Source organism: Alcanivorax sp. S6407, assembly GCF_023016115.1.
Taxonomy (GTDB): Bacteria; Pseudomonadota; Gammaproteobacteria; order Pseudomonadales; family Alcanivoracaceae; genus Alcanivorax.
Map to the genome: position 1 here is coordinate 759,627 of NZ_JALKBH010000002.1, position 17,308 is coordinate 776,934.

The window sequence follows — 17,308 nt, forward strand, 5'->3', positions numbered from 1 at the left end:
CGGAGGGCGCGGCCGTAGCGCAAGCCTTTGATTTTCAATCAACTGTTAACTATTCACTGTTAACTGTTCACTGCCTCCACCCCTTGCAATTACTGGCCGAAAGCCCCATGTCCGAGTATAATCCGCCGTTTCCCCACGGCATCATCACGACGACGGGCTTTATTGCATGACGACTCAAAAGCAGCAGCAACAATCACAGCTGAAGCTGTTGATCGCCCTCGGCAAGGAACAGGGCTACCTGACCTATGCCGAAGTGAACGACCACCTGCCGGATTCCATTACCGATACCGACCAGGTTGAAGACATCATTCAGATGATCAACGACATGGGCATCACCGTGGTCGAGAAGGCCTCCGATGCCGATCAGTTGATGATCGACGAAAGTGCGGACAGCACCGACGAGGTGGCCGCCGAAGAAGCTGCCGCAGTACTCGCCTCGGTAGAAAACGAGCCCGGCCGTACCACTGACCCTGTGCGCATGTACATGCGTGAAATGGGCACCGTGGAGCTGCTGACCCGTGAAGGCGAAATCGAAATCGCCAAGCGTATCGAGGAAGGCACCCGCGAAGTGATGCACGCCCTGGCCTTTTGGCCCGGCGCTGTCGACATGCTGATCGACGAATATGCCCGCGTGGAAAACGAAGAACGCAAACTCACCGACATCATCGCCGGTTACCTGGATCCCAATGACGATGGGGCTGCGGCCACCAACGCCAACAAGGAACCCACCTTCGCGGAAAAAGCCAAGAAGGAAGAAAAGGACGAAGACGACGACGACGCTGACGACAAAGAGAAAGACAGCGACGACAGCGACGATGATGAAGATGAAGGCGGCCTGGATCCGGTACTGGCAGCAGAGCGTTTCAACCACCTGAAAACGCTGCACGAAAAAGCTGAGCGCGCCCTCAAGCGCAACGGTCGTGACCATGCCAGCACCGCCAAGGCGCTGGAAGCCCTGGCCGAGCACTTCACCCTGTTCAAGCTGGTACCGCGCATCTATGACGAGATGCTGGTCGGCGCCCGCAACAATCTGGACCTGGTGCGCAAGTTCGAGCGTCAGATCATGTCTTTTGCCATCCGTCGTGGCGGCATGGACCGCAAGGATTTCATCAAGCAGTTCCCGGGCAATGAAACCGATATGGGCTGGGTCGATATCCAGCTGAAGACCAAGAAAGGCAAAGCCATTGCCGACAAGCTGGAAGTGGTCAAAGAAGACATTCAGCGCTCCCAGCGCAAGATTTCCACCATTGAAGAAGTCATTGGCCTGCCGGTGGCGGACATCAAGGAAATCAACCGTCGCATTTCCATCGGTGAAGCCAAGGCCCGTCGCGCCAAGAAAGAAATGGTGGAAGCCAACCTGCGCCTGGTGATCTCCATCGCCAAGAAATACACCAACCGCGGCCTGCAGTTCCTCGACCTGATTCAGGAAGGCAACATCGGCCTGATGAAAGCCGTAGACAAGTTCGAATACCGTCGTGGTTACAAGTTCTCCACCTACGCGACCTGGTGGATTCGTCAGGCCATTACCCGCTCCATCGCGGATCAGGCGCGCACCATCCGTATTCCGGTACACATGATCGAGACCATCAACAAGATCAACCGGGTACAGCGTCAGATGCTGCAGGAAATGGGCCGTGAGCCGACCCCGGAAGAACTGGGCGTGCGTCTGGAAATGCCGGAAGACAAAGTCCGCAAGGTACTGAAGATCGCCAAAGAGCCGATCTCCATGGAAACCCCCATCGGTGACGATGAAGATTCCAGCCTGGGCGACTTTATCGAAGACGGCAACATGGAATCCCCGGTGGACTCCGCTACCTCGCTGGGCCTGGAAGAAGCCACCCGCGAAGTACTGGCCAACCTCACCGCCCGTGAAGCCAAGGTACTGCGCATGCGTTTCGGTATCGACATGAACACTGACCACACCCTCGAGGAAGTGGGCAAGCAGTTCGACGTAACCCGTGAGCGTATCCGTCAGATCGAAGCCAAGGCACTGCGTAAACTGCGCCACCCGAGCCGCAGCGAACACCTGCGCAGCTTCCTGGACGGCGATCTGTAAACAGTTCGCCGGGCGCTTGATGCCGGATGCAAGACCCAACCCGGGCTGCTGAGCAGCCCGGGTTTATAATAAAAAAGGATCAACCTTTCTCTCTCAGGAATTCACGTTATAATCCATGCCCGCGCACAAGCGTGGCATCGTCAGGCGTCGAGCATCCGGCGTCAGGCAATCTCTCCGGGCCTATAGCTCAGTTGGTTAGAGCAGTCGACTCATAATCGATTGGTCCCAGGTTCAAGTCCTGGTGGGCCCACCAATTTCTCTTCTTTGCGAATATCCCTCCACAAGCGACAAAATCGCATCCCTTCCTGCATACGGCTATGATCAAACCATGCTGACTGGCCAGTGAAGGAATTCGCGCCTTGAACAAGAAATGGATGATTCGGCTTTCAGGAGCCATCACTCTACTAATCGGGCTGAGCCATACCAACATCGCCTCGGCAGAGCAGCGCACCGGGCTGATTCTCTCCGGTGGCGGTGCGCGCGGGCTGGCTCATATTGGCGTGCTCAAGGCATTGGATGAACACGGCATCCACCCCAAGGCCGTGGCCGGCACCAGCATGGGCTCCATTGTGGGTGGGCTCTATGCGACGGGCTACTCCATTGAACAGATCGAACAGATCGCCATCGAGATGGACTGGCAGGAGGCGTTCTCCGACAACTCCCCTCGCTCCCACTCCCTGTTTGTCTATCGCCAACTGGATGCGGGCGCACCGGTAGACTACCGCTTGCGCATCAACCGCAACGGCATTGCCCTGCCCCGTGCAGCGCTGCAGGGCCAGCATCTTACCCTGATTCTCGATGAGATCTTTTCCCCCGCCAGGGATATCACCGATTTTGATCAGCTCAAGGTTCCCTACCGAGCGGTGGCGGCAGATCTGGTCTCCGGTGAACAGGTCGTCATGAAAAGCGGCCGACTCAGCTCCGCCGTCCGAGCCAGCATGTCGATACCCGGCTTGCTGGAACCCATGCTGCTGGATGACAAACTTCTTGTCGATGGCGGCATCGCCAACAACATCCCCATCGATGCGCTGGATGATCAACAGCTGGACCGGCTAGTGGTCGTGGACGTTGGCAGCCCACGCTGGGAGAAGGAAGAGATCAACTCCATTGGTCTGGTACTCGCTCAGCTGAGTGCCCTGATGGTGCGTAACAACAGTGACGCCAGTCTGGCCACGCTGGATGAGACAGACATCGTCATCACGCCAGATCTGGAAGGGATCAGCAGCAGCGATTTCAACAAGGCCCGGCAAGCCATTAACGCCGGGTATCGTGCTGCCATCAAGGTACTCGGCCCCTCTCCTGTTCAGGCTGACAATGAAAATGCCCCATCCTCTGTCAGCTCGTTAACCTCACTGGACACCAATCCGGTGATTGATGAAATCATTATTACCAACGGCGGCGTAGTCAGCGACAAGGTCATCCACGCCATGATCAGCCAGAAGACTGGCGAGCCACTGGACCGCGAAACCATCCGTGAAGATATTTCCCATGTCTATGCACTGGATTACTACGACAGCATCCGTTACCACCTGAAAAACAACAACGGTCGCAACCAGCTAGTGATCGAAGCGGAGGAGCGGGACACCAGCAATACCTTTGCCCAGATTGGCCTGCAGTTTTCCGATGATATGCGAGGCAACGGCACCTTCGGGCTGTTTGGATCCTTACGTGCCGCCGGACTGAACCGTTATGGCGGCACCGCCGCCCTGTTTGCCAACCTTGGTTCTCGCCCCATGATTGAAGCCCGCTTCTTTCAGCCGGTAGATCACAAACTGATTTTTTTCGTGGAGCCCGTCGCCGGTTACCGCTCGGATTCCATTGACCTCTACCTGAATAACGACATTGATGAGCCAGCCTTTGCCACTTTCCGGCGAACGGAGGTGTATGGTGGATTGGATGCCGGCGCCGCACTTTTTCGGCAGAAGGGAGAGCTCCGCTTTGGAGTACAGGCAACAGGGGGCGATATTGAGACCGAAGTCGGCATTCCAATCGACATTGACAGCTACAAAGACCGCTATGCCTTCTCCCGTCTAAGCTGGGACACCTATGACAATCTTGCCTTCCCTTCCCAGGGCATAAAAGCCGCCCTGGAATACCAGCACCATGATCCGGACTTCGGTGCCGATGTGGATTACAACCGGCAACTGATGGAGCTGGGGTTCGCCACCACACTGGCAGGCTTCTCGATCGTCGCCGAAGCCAATGCGGCCATTTCCGAGGAAGAGCCAGGCTCAGAGGCCATCGAGCCGCTGGGCGGATTCCTGCGCCTGTCGGGCCTGCCGCCAGACAGCATCTGGGGCAACCACAGCGCCCTGGGCCGCCTGGTTGTCACTCGTCCCTTGCGCCGCAACCTGCTGCTCCCCTCTTCTGTTCAGATTTATGCGGGTGCCTCCTACGAAGCAGGCAATGTGTGGTTCTATCGGGATGATGTCGATACCAGCTCGCTGCTTTCCGGGGGCAGTCTGTTTCTTGGTACCCATACCCCGCTTGGCCCGGGCTATGTGTCTGTGGGCTATACCGAAGGAGATCATTACTCCTTCAATATACACTTCGGCTACGTATTCCGATAAGAGAGTGATTCCATGGCGAACTGGCGGCGCATTCGACGAACAAGTTTTCTGTTGATAACACTGCTCACCATTGGCTACCTGATCTGGTTCGCCACCCGGGTGCCGCAACAGGAAGGTCAGTGGAAAACACCTTATCAGCGATTGCCCGATGCTCGTTTGAGCGGCGACACGCTGTTCATCGACGGGATGAGGGATTTTCGCTATGACGAGGATGGCAACGTAGTTGTTGCCCGCTATGTGGATCGCAGCTATGCCCTGTCCAGTCTCAGAAGGGTCTGGTTTGGCCTGTCCCACTTCGGCGGCGATGGGCTTGCCCATGCCTTCGCCAGTTTCGAATTCAATGACGGTCAATTTCTGGTGGTCTCTATCGAAGCCCGCCTTCGCGAAGACCAATGGATTTATAACCCGCTGGCAGGCGCACTGCGGGAATATACCAAGTTTGTGGTGCTGGCCACCGAGGAGGATGTGATAGGCCTGCGCTCATATCTTCGCAAGGAGCCCGTCTACCTTTACTCCGTGAAGGGTTCTGCACTGCAAGGCCAGGCGCTGCTGCTGAATTTCTTGCGCCGGGCGGATAACCTGCGCCACACCCCCGATTTTTACAACACCCTCACCGACAACTGCCTGACCGGCCTGCTGGCGGAATCCGGACGCTATAACGACCTCCACCACTGGCTCGATTACCGCATTCTACTGCCCGGTTATTCCGATGAAGTGCTGTTCGAACATGGCCTGCTTGAGGCAGAGGGAGAACTCTCCCACATTCGTGAACAGGCCCGTGTTGATGACAGCATTGCGCCAGACAGCCCGAATTTTTCCCTCAGGATTCGGCAGCAGCCCTGAAAAAGACATTCTCCGGAAAATCATATGCCCACTGCGCACAATGTCTTTTTGGGGCGTGCTTCGTGATGCGTGATGCAGCCGCAGAGCGGCCAAAAAAAACCCGCATCGGGGGAGATGCGGGTCAAAGGAGTGCAACCATGCACTCAATTTAGGAGACGCAGATAACGTTTTAGCCAGGAATTTTCACCGGATATTGCTTCATTAATTTCTTCACCATCATCTGGATATAGCCATTGAACAGACCCGGCATGTGGCGTGCCACAAAGCCGGTGGCCTTGCCCAGGAAGCTGGGGATGATCATCCACTTGCCGGCATCCAGGGCCGCGACAATCTGGTCACAGGCCTCGTCCGGATCCATGCAACCTGCAGTCTTTTTCAACTCACGAGCGATGGGATTGCCTTCAAGGCGCTCCTTGTCCACCAGCGGCGTGTGCACTTCCGGCGGACAGATGCAGCTGAGATGAATGCCCAGCGGCTCGTATTCGTAGCGCAGCGTGGTCGCCAGACCCAGCACACCAAACTTGGAGGCACCATAGGCGCTGTAGCCATAGTTACTGGTAATGCCAGCCAGGGAGGCCACCAGCGCCAGGCGCGAGCCGGGAGCCAGGTGCGGAGCTACCGCGGAGGCAAAATGCAGGCTGCCATTCAGGTTGATGTCGATCACCTTACGGAACTCAGCGGGCTTCATGTCTGCCAGCGTCTTGTTCATGGCGACGCCGGCGGAGTTGATGGCCAGATCCGGACTATCGAATTTCTGTACCGCCGCCAGCACGGCTTTATCCACTGCCGCATCATCGGTGATGTCCATCTCGAAAAATGCCCAGTGACTGCCACCTTCGTTTGCCGCTTGCGTCAGGAGGGTCTGGTTTTCATTGCTGACAACAAGGTCCAGCACACTCACAGAAATACCGCGCTTGAGGTAACGGCGCGCCATGCCAAGACCAAGACCGCTGCCGCCACCAGTAATCATTACGTGATTCATTATTTGCTCTCCAGTTCGCCACAGGCTTTCAGCCACAGTTCTGACTGATGCATGCCTTCTGAAAAATTCACCTTCGGCTGATAGCCCAGCAAACGCTTTGCCTTCTCGATGGAAAAGCCGCCCTTGCGGGAAAACATCAGCATGGTGTCCGGGGTCACTTCATCATTACGCTTGAGCATCTGGTTGAGTTTCCAGACACCCTTGGTAAGAGCCAACGCGGCCTTCAATGGCAGGCTGTGGGGCGAACCTTGCCGCCCGGCCCAGCGCCAGTGATGGCTGAAAAATTCCTTGCAGGAAACCGCTTCGCCACCCCAAAGGATAAAGACCTGGCCGCGTCCTTCTTCGAGACCCGCGGCAAGCATGATGCCGTCAAGAAGGTCGTCGATATAGACGGGAGTGAAGACACCCTGGCCATTGTCAGGAAGCACCAGCTGACCGGCACGGGCCATCTTCAGCGGCTCGATTAACCAGGCGCGGGAACCGGGCCCGTAGACATCGCCAGGGCGGATAACCGTAACGTCAATTTCGCCTGCAGCATGAGCTGCCAGCGCCACGTGCTCACTGGCGCCCTTCGCCACACCGTAGAGGTAATCGCTACCGATGGTGACCGGCCAGGTTTCGTCAGCGTTATCCGGGTAGTCGTAACCCAGAGCCGCAATGGAAGAGAAATGCACAAAGCGCCTGGCGCCGCCGGCAATGGCGACCTCGATGGCCTTGCGGGTGCCTTCCACAGTGACCTTGCGATAGGCCGGCCATTGGGCCGCCAGGCTCACGATGGCAGCGGTATGGATGAACAGATCGCAGCCTTTGGCATGCTCTGCCCAACCGGAAGGATCGGTAATATCACCGGCCACAATATTCGCGTCAGGATCCGGTTGCAGATCCATGCCGCGCACATCACAGCCCAGCGCCTGATATCGCGCCATGATGGCACGGCCAATGAAACCGCCCGCGCCAGTAATAAAAACGGATTGTGGAGTCTCGGGCTTCTGCCCGTTGGCTCCTGTCGGCATTGTTGTTGTCATGGTTATGCCCTGATGTGTGAATGTCAGGGGCAGCCAAACCGGCCACCCCATCCACTAAAAGCAATCCATCAGCCTTTGATGTTCTTGGCGTAGTCGGGCATGGACGGCTTGATATAGGTAGCCGGCTCCATACCGTTTTCCTGGATGTACTGCTCGATCAGCAGGGTGATGGAGTTGGCGTCCAGGATGCTGTGGTACTGGCCATTCTCATCGAAGTTCACGTTGGCACCTTCCACCAGCATCAGGGTGTCGGTGATTTCGGTGTTGTCTTCCGGAACGTTGAAGGTGTGGATGCTGCCGCCCGGCTCGAACAGGTAGCAACCGGCAGTCTGCGGCTGGTCCGGGTACTCGACGTAGTTCCACTTGCCGGACAGGGTCCACAGGTGAACGGTACCGGTGTGGTAGTGCATGGGCAGACGCACGCCAGGGTGGAACATGACACGCAGAACCCAGATACCGCGGTTGACATCGACATACTGGGGCTGAACATCCAGACCCGGGACCATGATGTCCTTGTAGATCGGCATATCATTGTTGTTCAGCGTCAGCAGTTCGTCGTGGTCTTTTACAAGCATCGGCAACATGGACATGGTTGCTCTCCCTTAAAAACTTGATTGTTGGAATTAATTTGGAGAACCACATACTGCGCTGAAAAAAGCAGCCAAACTTGATAAAGTGCGCCAATGATTTAGCATTTTGCGCCAGGTATACACGTAATATTCTCAAGGAGGTCAAACACGTATGCAGGACTTTGCAAGAGCCTCCGCGCTGTATGGTTTTGACTCTCTGGCGGAAGAGTATGACCTGCCCTGGAAGTCGCTCTTGAAGGAGGTCGGCCTCCCGGAAAACACCCTGGACCACCTGCAAGGGCTGGTGTCCTACCGGCGTTTTCTGGCACTGCTGGAATTGAGCGCAAAGCAGGCCAATGAGCCCCTGTTCGGCATGAAACTGGGGCTCCGGCAAGGGATTACGGTACTCGGGCCGATTGTCTATCTGCTCAACAACGCCAGCACCGTAGGCGAGGCACTGAGCGAACTGCGCCAGTACTTTCACCTGCATATGGGCGCTGCGCATGTGGAAGTCAGCCCCTATGGCGACAAGATCCAGCTGGCCTATCGGGTGCTGGACCCCAAGCAACCCGGTATCAACCATGGTGCCGAGCTGGCGTTGGGGGTCGGCAGAAAGCTGCTGAAGACACTGATGGGGCATAACTGGAAGCCACATCCCATGCTGCTTGAGCATGCCCCCCAGGCGCCTTTGAACGCCTACCGTGACCTGCTGGGCATCGCCCCCCAGTTCAATAGCGATACCACCGCGCTGTTGCTTGACCCAGACGAACTGGACCTGCCACTCAGCGAAGCCGATCCCGCCTTGCACCAGGTGATTCGTGAACACCTTGATACCCTGCAGCGGCTCTCCGATCTGGAACTGCCCGGCTATGTGGGCAACCTGCTGCGCGACCTGCTCCCCCAGGGGCGAGTCACAGTGAACCAGGTGGCCGACTGCATGGCCATGAGCCGGCGTACCCTGCAACGGCGACTTGGCGAATCAGGCACATCGTTCCAGAAGGTGCTGGACGATACCCGCCAGAACATGGCGCTGCGTTACCTGCGCGATTCACAGCTACAAGTCACACAGCTGTCAGACCTGCTCGGCTATGCGGATCTCAGCGCCTTTTCCCGCGCCTTCAGTCGCTGGTTTGGTGTGCCCCCGTCAAAGTGGCGGCCAGACAATCTCGCCTGATGCATTAACCCATTACCCGGAGAACCCCATGGATGGACACAAGACACAGCTGAAAACCTGGGAGGATGTCATCAGGGCGCTTCGCCAAGTGGGCAAAGATGAAGCAGCTTCCGCCGTGGAGGCAGCATTAGAAGAAGGGAAGAAAATTCGTGCTATTCAGCTGATCAAGGCCTGCGGCCTGTCATTGAAAGAGGACTGACTGGCGCCAGCCCCCCTGCATACCGCTCAGTGTGCCGCGGCCTCTTTGCCGCGCAACCGTGACACCACATTGACCACCGCCAATACCACCATACCGGCAATCACACCACCGATCAGATTGACCAGCAGAGGCACGGCAAAGGCCACCGGCGCGACCATTTCCTGCAGGTGGTGGATCCCGTCGTGGGAGCCCGGGATGCCATGCACCAGAATCCCGCCGCCGACCAGAAACATGGCCAGGGTGCCGACCACAGACAGCGTTTTCATCAGCCAGGGCGCCACGGCCAGAATGCCTTTACCCAGCGCGATGCGCATACCGGCGCCGGGGGCTTGCGGCGCGGTTCGGGCCAGATAAAGCCCCGCGTCATCAAGCTTCACGATACCGGCCACAAGGCCATAAACGCCGATGGTCATGATCACCGCAATGGCACAGATGGCAGCCACCTGGACGGAAAAACTGGCCGCCTGCACGGCACCGAGTGAAATCACGATAATCTCTGCAGAAAGAATGAAGTCGGTGCGAATCGCGCCCTTGATCTTGTCTCTCTCGAACGCCACCAGGTCGACTTTTTCATTGGCTACCGCTTCCAGCTGTTGCTGGTGATGGCTCTCGGCTTCGTCCTTGTGGAAGAACTTGTGAGCCAGCTTTTCCACCCCTTCAAAACACAGGAAGGCACCACCAATCATCAGCAAGGGCGTAATCAACCAGGGGATAAAAAAACTGATCAGCAAGGCGCTGGGCACCAGGATCAACTTGTTCACGGCGGAGCCCTTGGCCACCGCCCACACCACTGGCAGCTCCCGGTCAGCCTTGACCCCGGAAACCTGCTCGGCATTCAACGCCAGATCATCCCCCAATACCCCGGCGGTTTTTTTCGCTGCCACCTTGGTCATGACGGAGACGTCATCCAGCAGTGTCGCGATGTCATCAATCAGTGCCAGCAGACTGGTACCTGCCATTTGAAACTCCTTGTCCTGTTTGTCCGTGCCGGCGCGTCAACCCGCCCCGGTGGCCGGCGGCTCCAGCATACCGACAATCATCTCGGTAAGTGTGGCAATCAGTTCGTCTTCGCTAATGGTCGGCACATCCTGAACCAGGTAATGCACCGAGGTGAAGAGTGTGGAGTGTACCAGCACATAAAGTTTGGCCTGCAGGTTCTCCACCGGATAATTCTGGTAGTTCTTCAAGAAATACGGCTGCGCCATCACCTGGAAAAATTGACTCAACGGCTCCAGCAAGCGATCGAATGGCAACCTTTGCCAGTTGCGTGCCAGCTCATACATCAGCGGATTGGTGCGAATCGACTGCATGCCATAGCGAATCGCAAGCTCCACCAGCTGGCGCAGTGGCAAGGTATTCATGTTCAGCTTGACCGACTGCTGGTGAAAGTCCCGCGTCACCCTTTTGCTGAGCGATTCCAGCAACGCTTCCACCAGCTCGTCCTTGTCGGAAAAGTACTGGTAAAGCGAACCGATGCTAACGCCCGCGGCATCGGCCACATGATTGGTGGTCATATTGTCCAGCCCCCGCTCGGCCAGCACCTCGCCCACGGCGTCGATAATGCGGGCCACCATTTCCCGCGAGCGCTGCTGCCTTGGTATCCGGCGCATGGGGCCTCCGCAAAAGACGAGTTGAACACGAGCAAATACTCGCAATAAATTAACCCCATAGACATCGAATAACAAGGGAGCCCCCCAATGACCGGTCACACCATCCCCACAGCCGCCCGTATGCTTCCCTGGCAGAAAGCCGGCAAGCGCTGGCTGCCTGACATGATCAGCAAATGGATTTTCGGCCGCCCGCTGCCACCGAGCCGGGCCGAGTGGGAGCAACTCAACATCGGCCTGTTCCAGGGGGACCCGGCCATGGACGCCGTGGTCCAGTGGATGTTTGCCTATGGCCCGCGGGAAGCAAAAGCCCTGTTCGAACAGGCGCTGGAGAACGGCGTGGACAGTCTGGACAACCCGCCGCAGGCGATCCGTGATTTTTTTACCGTGGTAGACCGGGATCCGGAATGGCTTGACCGTGCCCTCCTGGAGAGAGGGGTCTCAGCCCGGCAGCTGGGGAGTGATGCGGCCTTCTACGTACTCAGGGATTTCGCCCTCATGGGCGGCTACGTGTACTTCAACAGCATGAACCAGACCCTGTCTCGCAGCGGCTCGCTACACAAGGATGTGAGCCTGCGGCTGGCTGAAACCGGCACCTGGCTGCTGGATGTGACCAGCAAGGGTGGCATGAAACGGTACGCGCCCGGCTTTGCCAGCACCATCAAGGTACGCATGATTCATGCCCTGATCCGCCACCACCTTGGTAACCAGCCACAGTGGGACACCCGCACCTGGGGACTCCCCATCAATCAGGTGGACATGCAAGCCACCTATCTGGCCTTCGGTCCTGCCAGCCTCAGCGGCTGCCGCCTGTTCGGGGTACCGTTCCGGCGCCAGGACTCACGGGCGATCATGCACCTGTGGCGTTATATCGGCTGGCTCATGGGCGTGGACGAAAGCCGCCTGGCCACCACTGAAGGCGATGGTCTGCGCAAGCTGTACCACACCTTTCTGACCCATGGCCTGCCGGACGACAAGATACGACAGATGGGGCAGGCGCTTGCCGAAGAGCCGCTCAAACGCCATCTGGGGCCTTCCCGATGGCCGGGCTTTGCCGAGCCGCTACGGCGTCGCTATCTACGCGCAGTGCACCTCAGTAATGCCTCCATGATTCTCGGCTTCCGGCAGCGCAGGCAGCTGGGCCTGCCACTCTTTACCCTGCCCTGGTTCCCACTGATCACAGCCCCGTTCCGCTTCCTGAACATCCTTTACCACCGTATCCGGGGCGGCCGCACCCTGGCAATGTTCCGGCAACAGCAGCAACAGCGCCAGCAAGCTGAACTGCAGCAGTACTTCGGGGAACGGCAACAATCCCTGTTGCAACCGGACAAGGAGCACCCGGCCCATTTGAAGTAAACCTGAGCGGGCTGCGCTGCCAGCATCACCCTGGTCTGCTATAGTCAGAACTGGTTTCGCAGCCCGATGTTTTCCATGTCTTCTTACACCCGCCCTGACTGCCTGTCTCACCAGAAACTCGAGGAAGTGGCTGCCGGGCTGTTCCGTGTCAGCTGCCAGTTCGATGCCGACAAACTTGGCGACGACAGTTTCCGCGAGGCAGGCATTACACTGCATGCCTCACTGTCCAATGCGGTAGCCAAACGCAAGGCAGAGTATCTCGCCGGGCGCTGGTGTGCCCGTGCAGCACTGGCACAGCTAGGTGTTGATGGCCTGCCGGGACTGAACAGTGACCGCTCTCCGGCCTGGCCGGAGGGCACCCTGGGCAGCATCACCCACAGTCACGGTGTCGCCGAGGTAATGGTGGCAGACGCCAGGGACTGGCTCACTGTCGGACTGGACACGGAATGCTGGGTGAACCCGGAAAGGGCGGCTCGCCTGGAGCGGGAGCTGCTCACCGAGGAAGAACTGAAGGCGCTGGCTGGCATGAGCCCATTACAGAGAGCCAACCGGCTGACGCTGATCTTCTCAGCCAAGGAAAGCCTGTTCAAAGCGCTTTATCCGCTCACCGGCAAGCGCTTCTATTTTCACGATGCGGTACGCCGCCAGCCCAACAGCCTGACACTGCTACGCACCCTGTCTGAGGAGTGGCCACGGGGGACACAGATTCCGTTCCGCTGGCGGGAGCGGCAACACAGCGTACTCAGCTGGATTGCCTTGCCGAAACCCCGCTGAGACTACTCGCCGACCAGTTCCAGATTTCTGGCGATGCCGGGATTATAGCGGGGAGACATGTCGCTGGCTTGCCGAAACAGCTTTTTCGCCTGTTCCAGATCGCCGTTGAGGTAGGCAATGTAGCCAGCGTTATTGACAGCCTCCGCCGGCTCGACACTTTGCTTCCAGGTGCTGATTGCCAGTTGGTAATTACCCTGCCGCGCCTGGGCAATGGCCAGGTTGTTACGCAGACGGTCTTCTTTCGGGTAGCGAACCAGAGCTCGCTGTAGCAGTTTTTCGGCGGCAGCATAATCACCCGCCATGATTCGTGAATAGGCGGCATTATTGATCACCAGCGGATTGTCCCCGCCACTTTCCAGCGCCATGCCATACCAGCGAGCTGCCGCTTCGTAGTCGGTGTCCATATCCGCCGCGACACCCAACCCATTGAGGGTGCGCCAGCGAGAAGGTTCATTGCTGTTGGTCGCCAGCAGCTGCTCCCGGGCGGCTTCCACGTCGCCGAGCCCCAGCAACGCCAGGCCCTTGCCTTCCTGGGCCTCGATCAGTGCAGGATCCTCTTCCAGCAGGATTGAGTAGGCTTTGAGTGCTTCCCGATTCTGACCGCTGTCCAGGGTGAGTTTGGCGATGGCCAGCTTGCCCCGCAGCGCCCACTCGTCTTCGCGTTCGATCAGAGGGGTAAAAGAAGCCATTGCCGCACCATAATCGCCACGGCTGCGGGCCGCCTCACCTTCAGCGTATTGTGCCTCTGGCGACTGTGGTTCCAGCACCAGATCGCCCTGCTCTGGTTTGCTGGCACAGCCTGACACCAAAAGCATAGATGCGAAGAACAAAACAAGCGCACGCTCTCTCACAACAACCCGCCCTCACATTTTTCCGATAAAGCCAGTGTAAATCTGAATTGCCGCAGGTCCCAGAATCACCAGAAACAATGCAGGAAAAATAAACAGAAGGATCGGCAATGCCATTTTTACCGGCAGCTTGGCGGCTTTTTCCCGTGCCGTCTGAATACGCAAATCACGCATATCGTCTGCGTGTTCACGAAGTGCATCAGCGATACTGGTCCCAAAATGCTCCGCCTGTATCAAAATGGAAACCAGCGATTGCATTTCATCCAGGTCGGTCCTTTCCGCCAGGGATTTGAGTGCTTCATTACGAGCCTTGCCAGCGCGAATCTCCAGCGTTGACAGCAACAGTTCATCACTCATGTCCTGGGAGGCATGGCGAAACTCCTCGCCGACACGTTTGATCGCCGCGTCCAGACTCAAACCCGCCTCGATACATACCACCAGCAGATCGAGCACGTCCGGAAAGACTTCAGCAAGATGCTGTCTACGCGCCTCTTCCTTGTGATGCAGGTAAATATCCGGAGAGAAAAATCCCAGCACGGCAGCAACTACCAGCGCCACGACAACCCAAAGCCGCTCACCCACCAGCGTCGGATTGACGACAAAAGGAATAATGGCAAGCAGCGGCAGAAGTAGAGCCAGAAACACCTTGGACAGATAGAAAACACTGACAGCCTGCTCACCGCGGTGCCCTGCCCGCACCAGACTGGCACGGATTCTCGACTGTTTCCATCTGTCATCCGGAACGACCAGATTGGCCACGGGCTTTAGCCACTTCACCTTGAAGGGACCATCCTCGGTTGGCGTCTTGTCCTTCTTCTTTTCTACTGGGGCCAGGCCCTGAATTTCTCTCAGTCTCCGGTCTACGGTGCCATGGCCACTGAACAACCAGTTCCCCAGAGCGGCAACCAGCAACACGGTCAGCGCAAACAGACAGACCATGATCACTATCGACAGGTTCACACCCTCAAACATGACATCTCTCCCTGTTTAAACCCGAAAGTTCACCATCCGCTGGATAATGATATAGCCCACGACCATTAACAGGATCTGAACGCCGATCACCATAAATCCCAGAGAAGTCTCCACAAGAATATTGAGATAACCCGGATTAAGAACCAGCAACGCACCCGCCACAATAAACGGAAGGCCAATCAACACATTTGCTGACAGCTTCATTTCCGCTGCCAATACACGGATCTCGCGAAGGGTTCTGGCCCGCGCCCGCATTACCGAAGATAACCGATTCATTACCTCCGCCAGGTTACCCCCTGTGGATTTCTGTATCAGCACCGCGGTGATGAAATAGCGCATTTCGTCACTACGGGTTCGCTGGGAAAGATGGTCCAGGGCGTCTTCGATATCCACTCCGAAGTTCAATTCCTCGAAGGTCGTGGCAAACTCGGTCGCAATAGGATCATTCATTTCCATGCTTGCCAGCTTCAGGCCCGCCGAAAATGGATTTCCGGCACGCAGGCTTCTGGCCAGATAGTCCAGCGCATCGGGCAACTGTGACGAAACTGCGGTAGCCCTCTCGCGGGTTTTCCCGGCGATGTAGGCATAAGGAAGATAAAACCCTGCCAACATGGCAATGGGCAACGCGACAAACCAGAACATATCCAGCGCGAAGAAAAGCAAAAGGAACAAGAGCAATGCCAGCGATAACTGGATAAGGATGTAACGCGAAACGGTTAAGTCGACACCGGATTGCACCAGCATTCGGTCCATGGAATGTGATCGCGGAAATGCCGAGAGGATACGGTTAACGATGGGGATTTCGCTCAGCATCCTCTTCTTGAGAAGAGACATGGCTTCTTCATTGCTCATCCCGGAGGCGGAGAAGTTTCTCAAGCGCTTGCCGACCGCATGGGTCCTGCCCACATTCATGGAACGATAGAGAAGGTACAGCCCCTCAATGGCACCCACTACTGCCAGAAAAGTGATAATCGAAATAACGATTGTATTTTCGTTAATCATGGCCCCCTCCTACTCGTAAACACGATCAGGATCAAAAACGCTCTCATCCAGAGGAATACCACGCTCGCGGATACGCTGCATCATCATCGGACGGATACCGCTGGCCCGGAACTCGCCCTTCACACGGCCATTTTCGTCGATGCCGTGGCGCTTGAAGTAGAAGATCTCCTGCATGTTGACCACATTCTGCTCCATGCCGGTAATCTCCTGGACACTGATTACCGCCCGGCGGCCATCCGACATCCGCTCAGTCTGCACGATAAGATCCAGTGCCGCGGCGATCTGTTGCCGAATCACATTGGGAGAAATGGAAACACCGGCCATACCAATCATGTGCTCAAGCCGGGAGATCGCATCCCGTGCCGAGTTGGCATGAATGGTAGACAGGGAACCATCATGGCCCGTGTTCATGGCCTGGAGCATGTCGAGGGCTTCCTCACCACGCACCTCACCCACCACGATACGGTCGGGGCGCATACGCAGGGCATTTCGCACCAGATCCCGGGCCATCACTGCGCCCTTGCCTTCGATATTTGGCGGGCGCGTTTCCAGCCGACCGACATGAGGCTGCTGCAGCTGCAATTCCGCCGAGTCCTCAATGGTCAGAATACGCTCGTTGTGCGGGATAAAACCGGAGACCACATTAAGCAGAGTCGTTTTACCGGAGCCGGTACCCCCGGAAATAAGGATGTTGGTTCGCGCCAGCACCGCCGCCTTGAGAAAGTCCGCCACTGGCTGGGTGATGGAACGGAAGTTGATCAGATCCTTCACCGTGAGAGGGTCCACGGCAAACTTACGAATGGACAGCAGTGGTCCATCTACCGCCAGCGGCGGAATAATGGCATTCACCCGGGAGCCGTCTGCCAGGCGCGCATCCACCATGGGGCTGGACTCATCCACACGGCGCCCTACCGCACCGGCGATTTTCTGGATGATGCGCATCAGGTGTTCGTTGCTCTGGAAGCGGACGCTGGTCTTTTCCAGCATACCGTGGCGCTCCACATAGCAGTCGTTGTAGGTGTTGACGAGGATATCGGACACTGACGGGTCTTTGAGAAGCGGCTCCAGTGGCCCAAGCCCCAGCACCTCATTCTCGACATTGTCGATCAAGGCCGTCTTTTCATGCTCGTTGAGAACAAAGCCACTCTCACTGAGCAGATCCCTTACCGCATTACGGATCTGCTCATGAACCTGCTGCCCTTCCAGACGCTCCAACACCCGCAAGTCCAGGCGTTCCATGAGCATCGCATGCAGCTTTTTCTGTGCCGCACTAAAATCTACTTCTTGTCCATTCTTGTCGCTGACAAACATGGTGAACTCCTTTTCTTTTG

Annotated in this window: 16 protein-coding genes and 1 tRNA gene; 8 read left to right on the forward strand and 9 right to left on the reverse strand. The window is 57.1% G+C overall.

Annotated features, from left to right (window positions below; translation table 11 throughout):
• The first annotated feature begins 166 nt into the window (after positions 1–166).
• From rpoD to MWU49_RS06710, 4 genes are all read left to right on the forward strand, one after another.
• The gene (gene rpoD / locus MWU49_RS06695; RefSeq protein ID WP_246969742.1) at positions 167–2,056 is read left to right on the forward strand and encodes an RNA polymerase sigma factor RpoD; all 1,890 of its coding nucleotides are present in this window, start codon (positions 167–169) and stop codon (positions 2,054–2,056) included.
• A 176-nt stretch (positions 2,057–2,232) separates the two neighbouring features.
• Positions 2,233–2,309 (forward strand) — tRNA-Ile (locus tag MWU49_RS06700).
• Between the two features lie 106 nt (positions 2,310–2,415).
• Positions 2,416–4,626 (forward strand): patatin-like phospholipase family protein, encoded by a 2,211-nt coding sequence (locus tag MWU49_RS06705; protein ID WP_246969744.1) that lies wholly within the window; start codon positions 2,416–2,418, stop codon positions 4,624–4,626.
• Between the two features lie 12 nt (positions 4,627–4,638).
• Positions 4,639–5,469: a DUF4105 domain-containing protein gene (locus MWU49_RS06710; protein ID WP_246969746.1), complete on the forward strand. Its 831-nt coding sequence runs from the start codon at positions 4,639–4,641 to the stop codon at positions 5,467–5,469.
• A 169-nt stretch (positions 5,470–5,638) separates the two neighbouring features.
• Here the strand turns inward: MWU49_RS06710 and MWU49_RS06715 are convergent, their stop codons facing one another.
• The 3 genes from MWU49_RS06715 to MWU49_RS06725 form a co-directional block, all read right to left on the reverse strand.
• Positions 5,639–6,451: an SDR family NAD(P)-dependent oxidoreductase gene (locus MWU49_RS06715; protein ID WP_246969748.1), complete on the reverse strand. Its 813-nt coding sequence runs from the start codon at positions 6,449–6,451 to the stop codon at positions 5,639–5,641.
• The gene (locus MWU49_RS06720) at positions 6,451–7,476 is read right to left on the reverse strand and encodes an NAD-dependent epimerase/dehydratase family protein (RefSeq protein WP_246969751.1); all 1,026 of its coding nucleotides are present in this window, start codon (positions 7,474–7,476) and stop codon (positions 6,451–6,453) included. Before MWU49_RS06720 ends, MWU49_RS06715 begins: the two co-directional genes overlap by 1 nt.
• A 68-nt stretch (positions 7,477–7,544) precedes the next feature.
• The gene (locus MWU49_RS06725) at positions 7,545–8,066 is read right to left on the reverse strand and encodes a 2,4'-dihydroxyacetophenone dioxygenase family protein (RefSeq protein WP_246969754.1); all 522 of its coding nucleotides are present in this window, start codon (positions 8,064–8,066) and stop codon (positions 7,545–7,547) included.
• 151 nt (positions 8,067–8,217) lie between these two features.
• Here MWU49_RS06725 and MWU49_RS06730 point away from each other — a divergent pair, with 151 nt between their 5' ends.
• Both MWU49_RS06730 and MWU49_RS06735 read left to right on the forward strand, forming a co-directional pair.
• The gene (locus MWU49_RS06730; RefSeq protein ID WP_246969756.1) at positions 8,218–9,219 is read left to right on the forward strand and encodes an AraC family transcriptional regulator; all 1,002 of its coding nucleotides are present in this window, start codon (positions 8,218–8,220) and stop codon (positions 9,217–9,219) included.
• A gap of 28 nt (positions 9,220–9,247) precedes the next feature.
• Complete coding sequence (locus MWU49_RS06735; protein WP_246969758.1) at positions 9,248–9,418, forward strand: hypothetical protein; 171 nt, start codon at positions 9,248–9,250, stop codon at positions 9,416–9,418.
• 26 nt (positions 9,419–9,444) lie between these two features.
• On the opposite strand, the gene MWU49_RS06740 is transcribed toward MWU49_RS06735, so the two are convergent.
• Entirely contained in the window at positions 9,445–10,377 is a 933-nt protein-coding gene (locus MWU49_RS06740; RefSeq protein WP_246969761.1) for a DUF808 domain-containing protein, read from the reverse strand.
• 36 nt (positions 10,378–10,413) lie between these two features.
• On the reverse strand, positions 10,414–11,028 hold the full coding sequence (locus tag MWU49_RS06745; RefSeq protein WP_246969763.1) for a TetR/AcrR family transcriptional regulator: 615 nt from the start codon (positions 11,026–11,028) through the stop codon (positions 10,414–10,416).
• Between the two features lie 87 nt (positions 11,029–11,115).
• Between MWU49_RS06745 and MWU49_RS06750 the strand changes: the two genes are divergently transcribed.
• Both MWU49_RS06750 and MWU49_RS06755 read left to right on the forward strand, forming a co-directional pair.
• Positions 11,116–12,381 (forward strand): oxygenase MpaB family protein, encoded by a 1,266-nt coding sequence (locus tag MWU49_RS06750; protein ID WP_246969765.1) that lies wholly within the window; start codon positions 11,116–11,118, stop codon positions 12,379–12,381.
• A 75-nt stretch (positions 12,382–12,456) separates the two neighbouring features.
• Complete coding sequence (locus MWU49_RS06755; RefSeq protein WP_246969767.1) at positions 12,457–13,155, forward strand: 4'-phosphopantetheinyl transferase superfamily protein; 699 nt, start codon at positions 12,457–12,459, stop codon at positions 13,153–13,155.
• Positions 13,156–13,157: 2 nt separating this feature from the next.
• Here MWU49_RS06755 and MWU49_RS06760 read toward each other — a convergent pair whose 3' ends face one another.
• From MWU49_RS06760 to MWU49_RS06775, 4 genes are all read right to left on the reverse strand, one after another.
• Positions 13,158–13,922, reverse strand: coding sequence for a tetratricopeptide repeat protein (locus tag MWU49_RS06760; protein ID WP_246969769.1), 765 nt, complete (start codon positions 13,920–13,922; stop codon positions 13,158–13,160).
• A gap of 96 nt (positions 13,923–14,018) precedes the next feature.
• Positions 14,019–14,975, reverse strand: a complete 957-nt coding sequence (locus tag MWU49_RS06765; protein WP_246969771.1) for a type II secretion system F family protein — start codon at positions 14,973–14,975, stop codon at positions 14,019–14,021.
• Positions 14,976–14,990: 15 nt separating this feature from the next.
• Complete coding sequence (locus MWU49_RS06770) at positions 14,991–15,977, reverse strand: type II secretion system F family protein (RefSeq protein ID WP_246969773.1); 987 nt, start codon at positions 15,975–15,977, stop codon at positions 14,991–14,993.
• 9 nt (positions 15,978–15,986) lie between these two features.
• Complete coding sequence (locus MWU49_RS06775; RefSeq protein ID WP_246969777.1) at positions 15,987–17,288, reverse strand: CpaF family protein; 1,302 nt, start codon at positions 17,286–17,288, stop codon at positions 15,987–15,989.
• Positions 17,289–17,308: the final 20 nt, after the last annotated feature.

What these genes read in the sequence shown, in the direction of transcription:
- rpoD (WP_246969742.1), top strand. Translation starts at nt 167, where the DNA reads ATGACGACTCAAAAGCAGCAGCAACAATCACAGCTGAAGCTGTTGATC.
- MWU49_RS06710 (WP_246969746.1), top strand. Translation starts at nt 4,639, where the DNA reads ATGGCGAACTGGCGGCGCATTCGACGAACAAGTTTTCTGTTGATAACA.
- MWU49_RS06715 (WP_246969748.1), bottom strand. Translation starts at nt 6,451, where the DNA reads ATGAATCACGTAATGATTACTGGTGGCGGCAGCGGTCTTGGTCTTGGC.
- MWU49_RS06720 (WP_246969751.1), bottom strand. Translation starts at nt 7,476, where the DNA reads ATGACAACAACAATGCCGACAGGAGCCAACGGGCAGAAGCCCGAGACT.
- MWU49_RS06725 (WP_246969754.1), bottom strand. Translation starts at nt 8,066, where the DNA reads ATGTCCATGTTGCCGATGCTTGTAAAAGACCACGACGAACTGCTGACG.
- MWU49_RS06730 (WP_246969756.1), top strand. Translation starts at nt 8,218, where the DNA reads ATGCAGGACTTTGCAAGAGCCTCCGCGCTGTATGGTTTTGACTCTCTG.
- MWU49_RS06735 (WP_246969758.1), top strand. Translation starts at nt 9,248, where the DNA reads ATGGATGGACACAAGACACAGCTGAAAACCTGGGAGGATGTCATCAGG.
- MWU49_RS06740 (WP_246969761.1), bottom strand. Translation starts at nt 10,377, where the DNA reads ATGGCAGGTACCAGTCTGCTGGCACTGATTGATGACATCGCGACACTG.
- MWU49_RS06745 (WP_246969763.1), bottom strand. Translation starts at nt 11,028, where the DNA reads ATGCGCCGGATACCAAGGCAGCAGCGCTCGCGGGAAATGGTGGCCCGC.
- MWU49_RS06750 (WP_246969765.1), top strand. Translation starts at nt 11,116, where the DNA reads ATGACCGGTCACACCATCCCCACAGCCGCCCGTATGCTTCCCTGGCAG.
- MWU49_RS06755 (WP_246969767.1), top strand. Translation starts at nt 12,457, where the DNA reads ATGTCTTCTTACACCCGCCCTGACTGCCTGTCTCACCAGAAACTCGAG.
- MWU49_RS06765 (WP_246969771.1), bottom strand. Translation starts at nt 14,975, where the DNA reads ATGTTTGAGGGTGTGAACCTGTCGATAGTGATCATGGTCTGTCTGTTT.
- MWU49_RS06770 (WP_246969773.1), bottom strand. Translation starts at nt 15,977, where the DNA reads ATGATTAACGAAAATACAATCGTTATTTCGATTATCACTTTTCTGGCA.
- MWU49_RS06775 (WP_246969777.1), bottom strand. Translation starts at nt 17,288, where the DNA reads ATGTTTGTCAGCGACAAGAATGGACAAGAAGTAGATTTTAGTGCGGCA.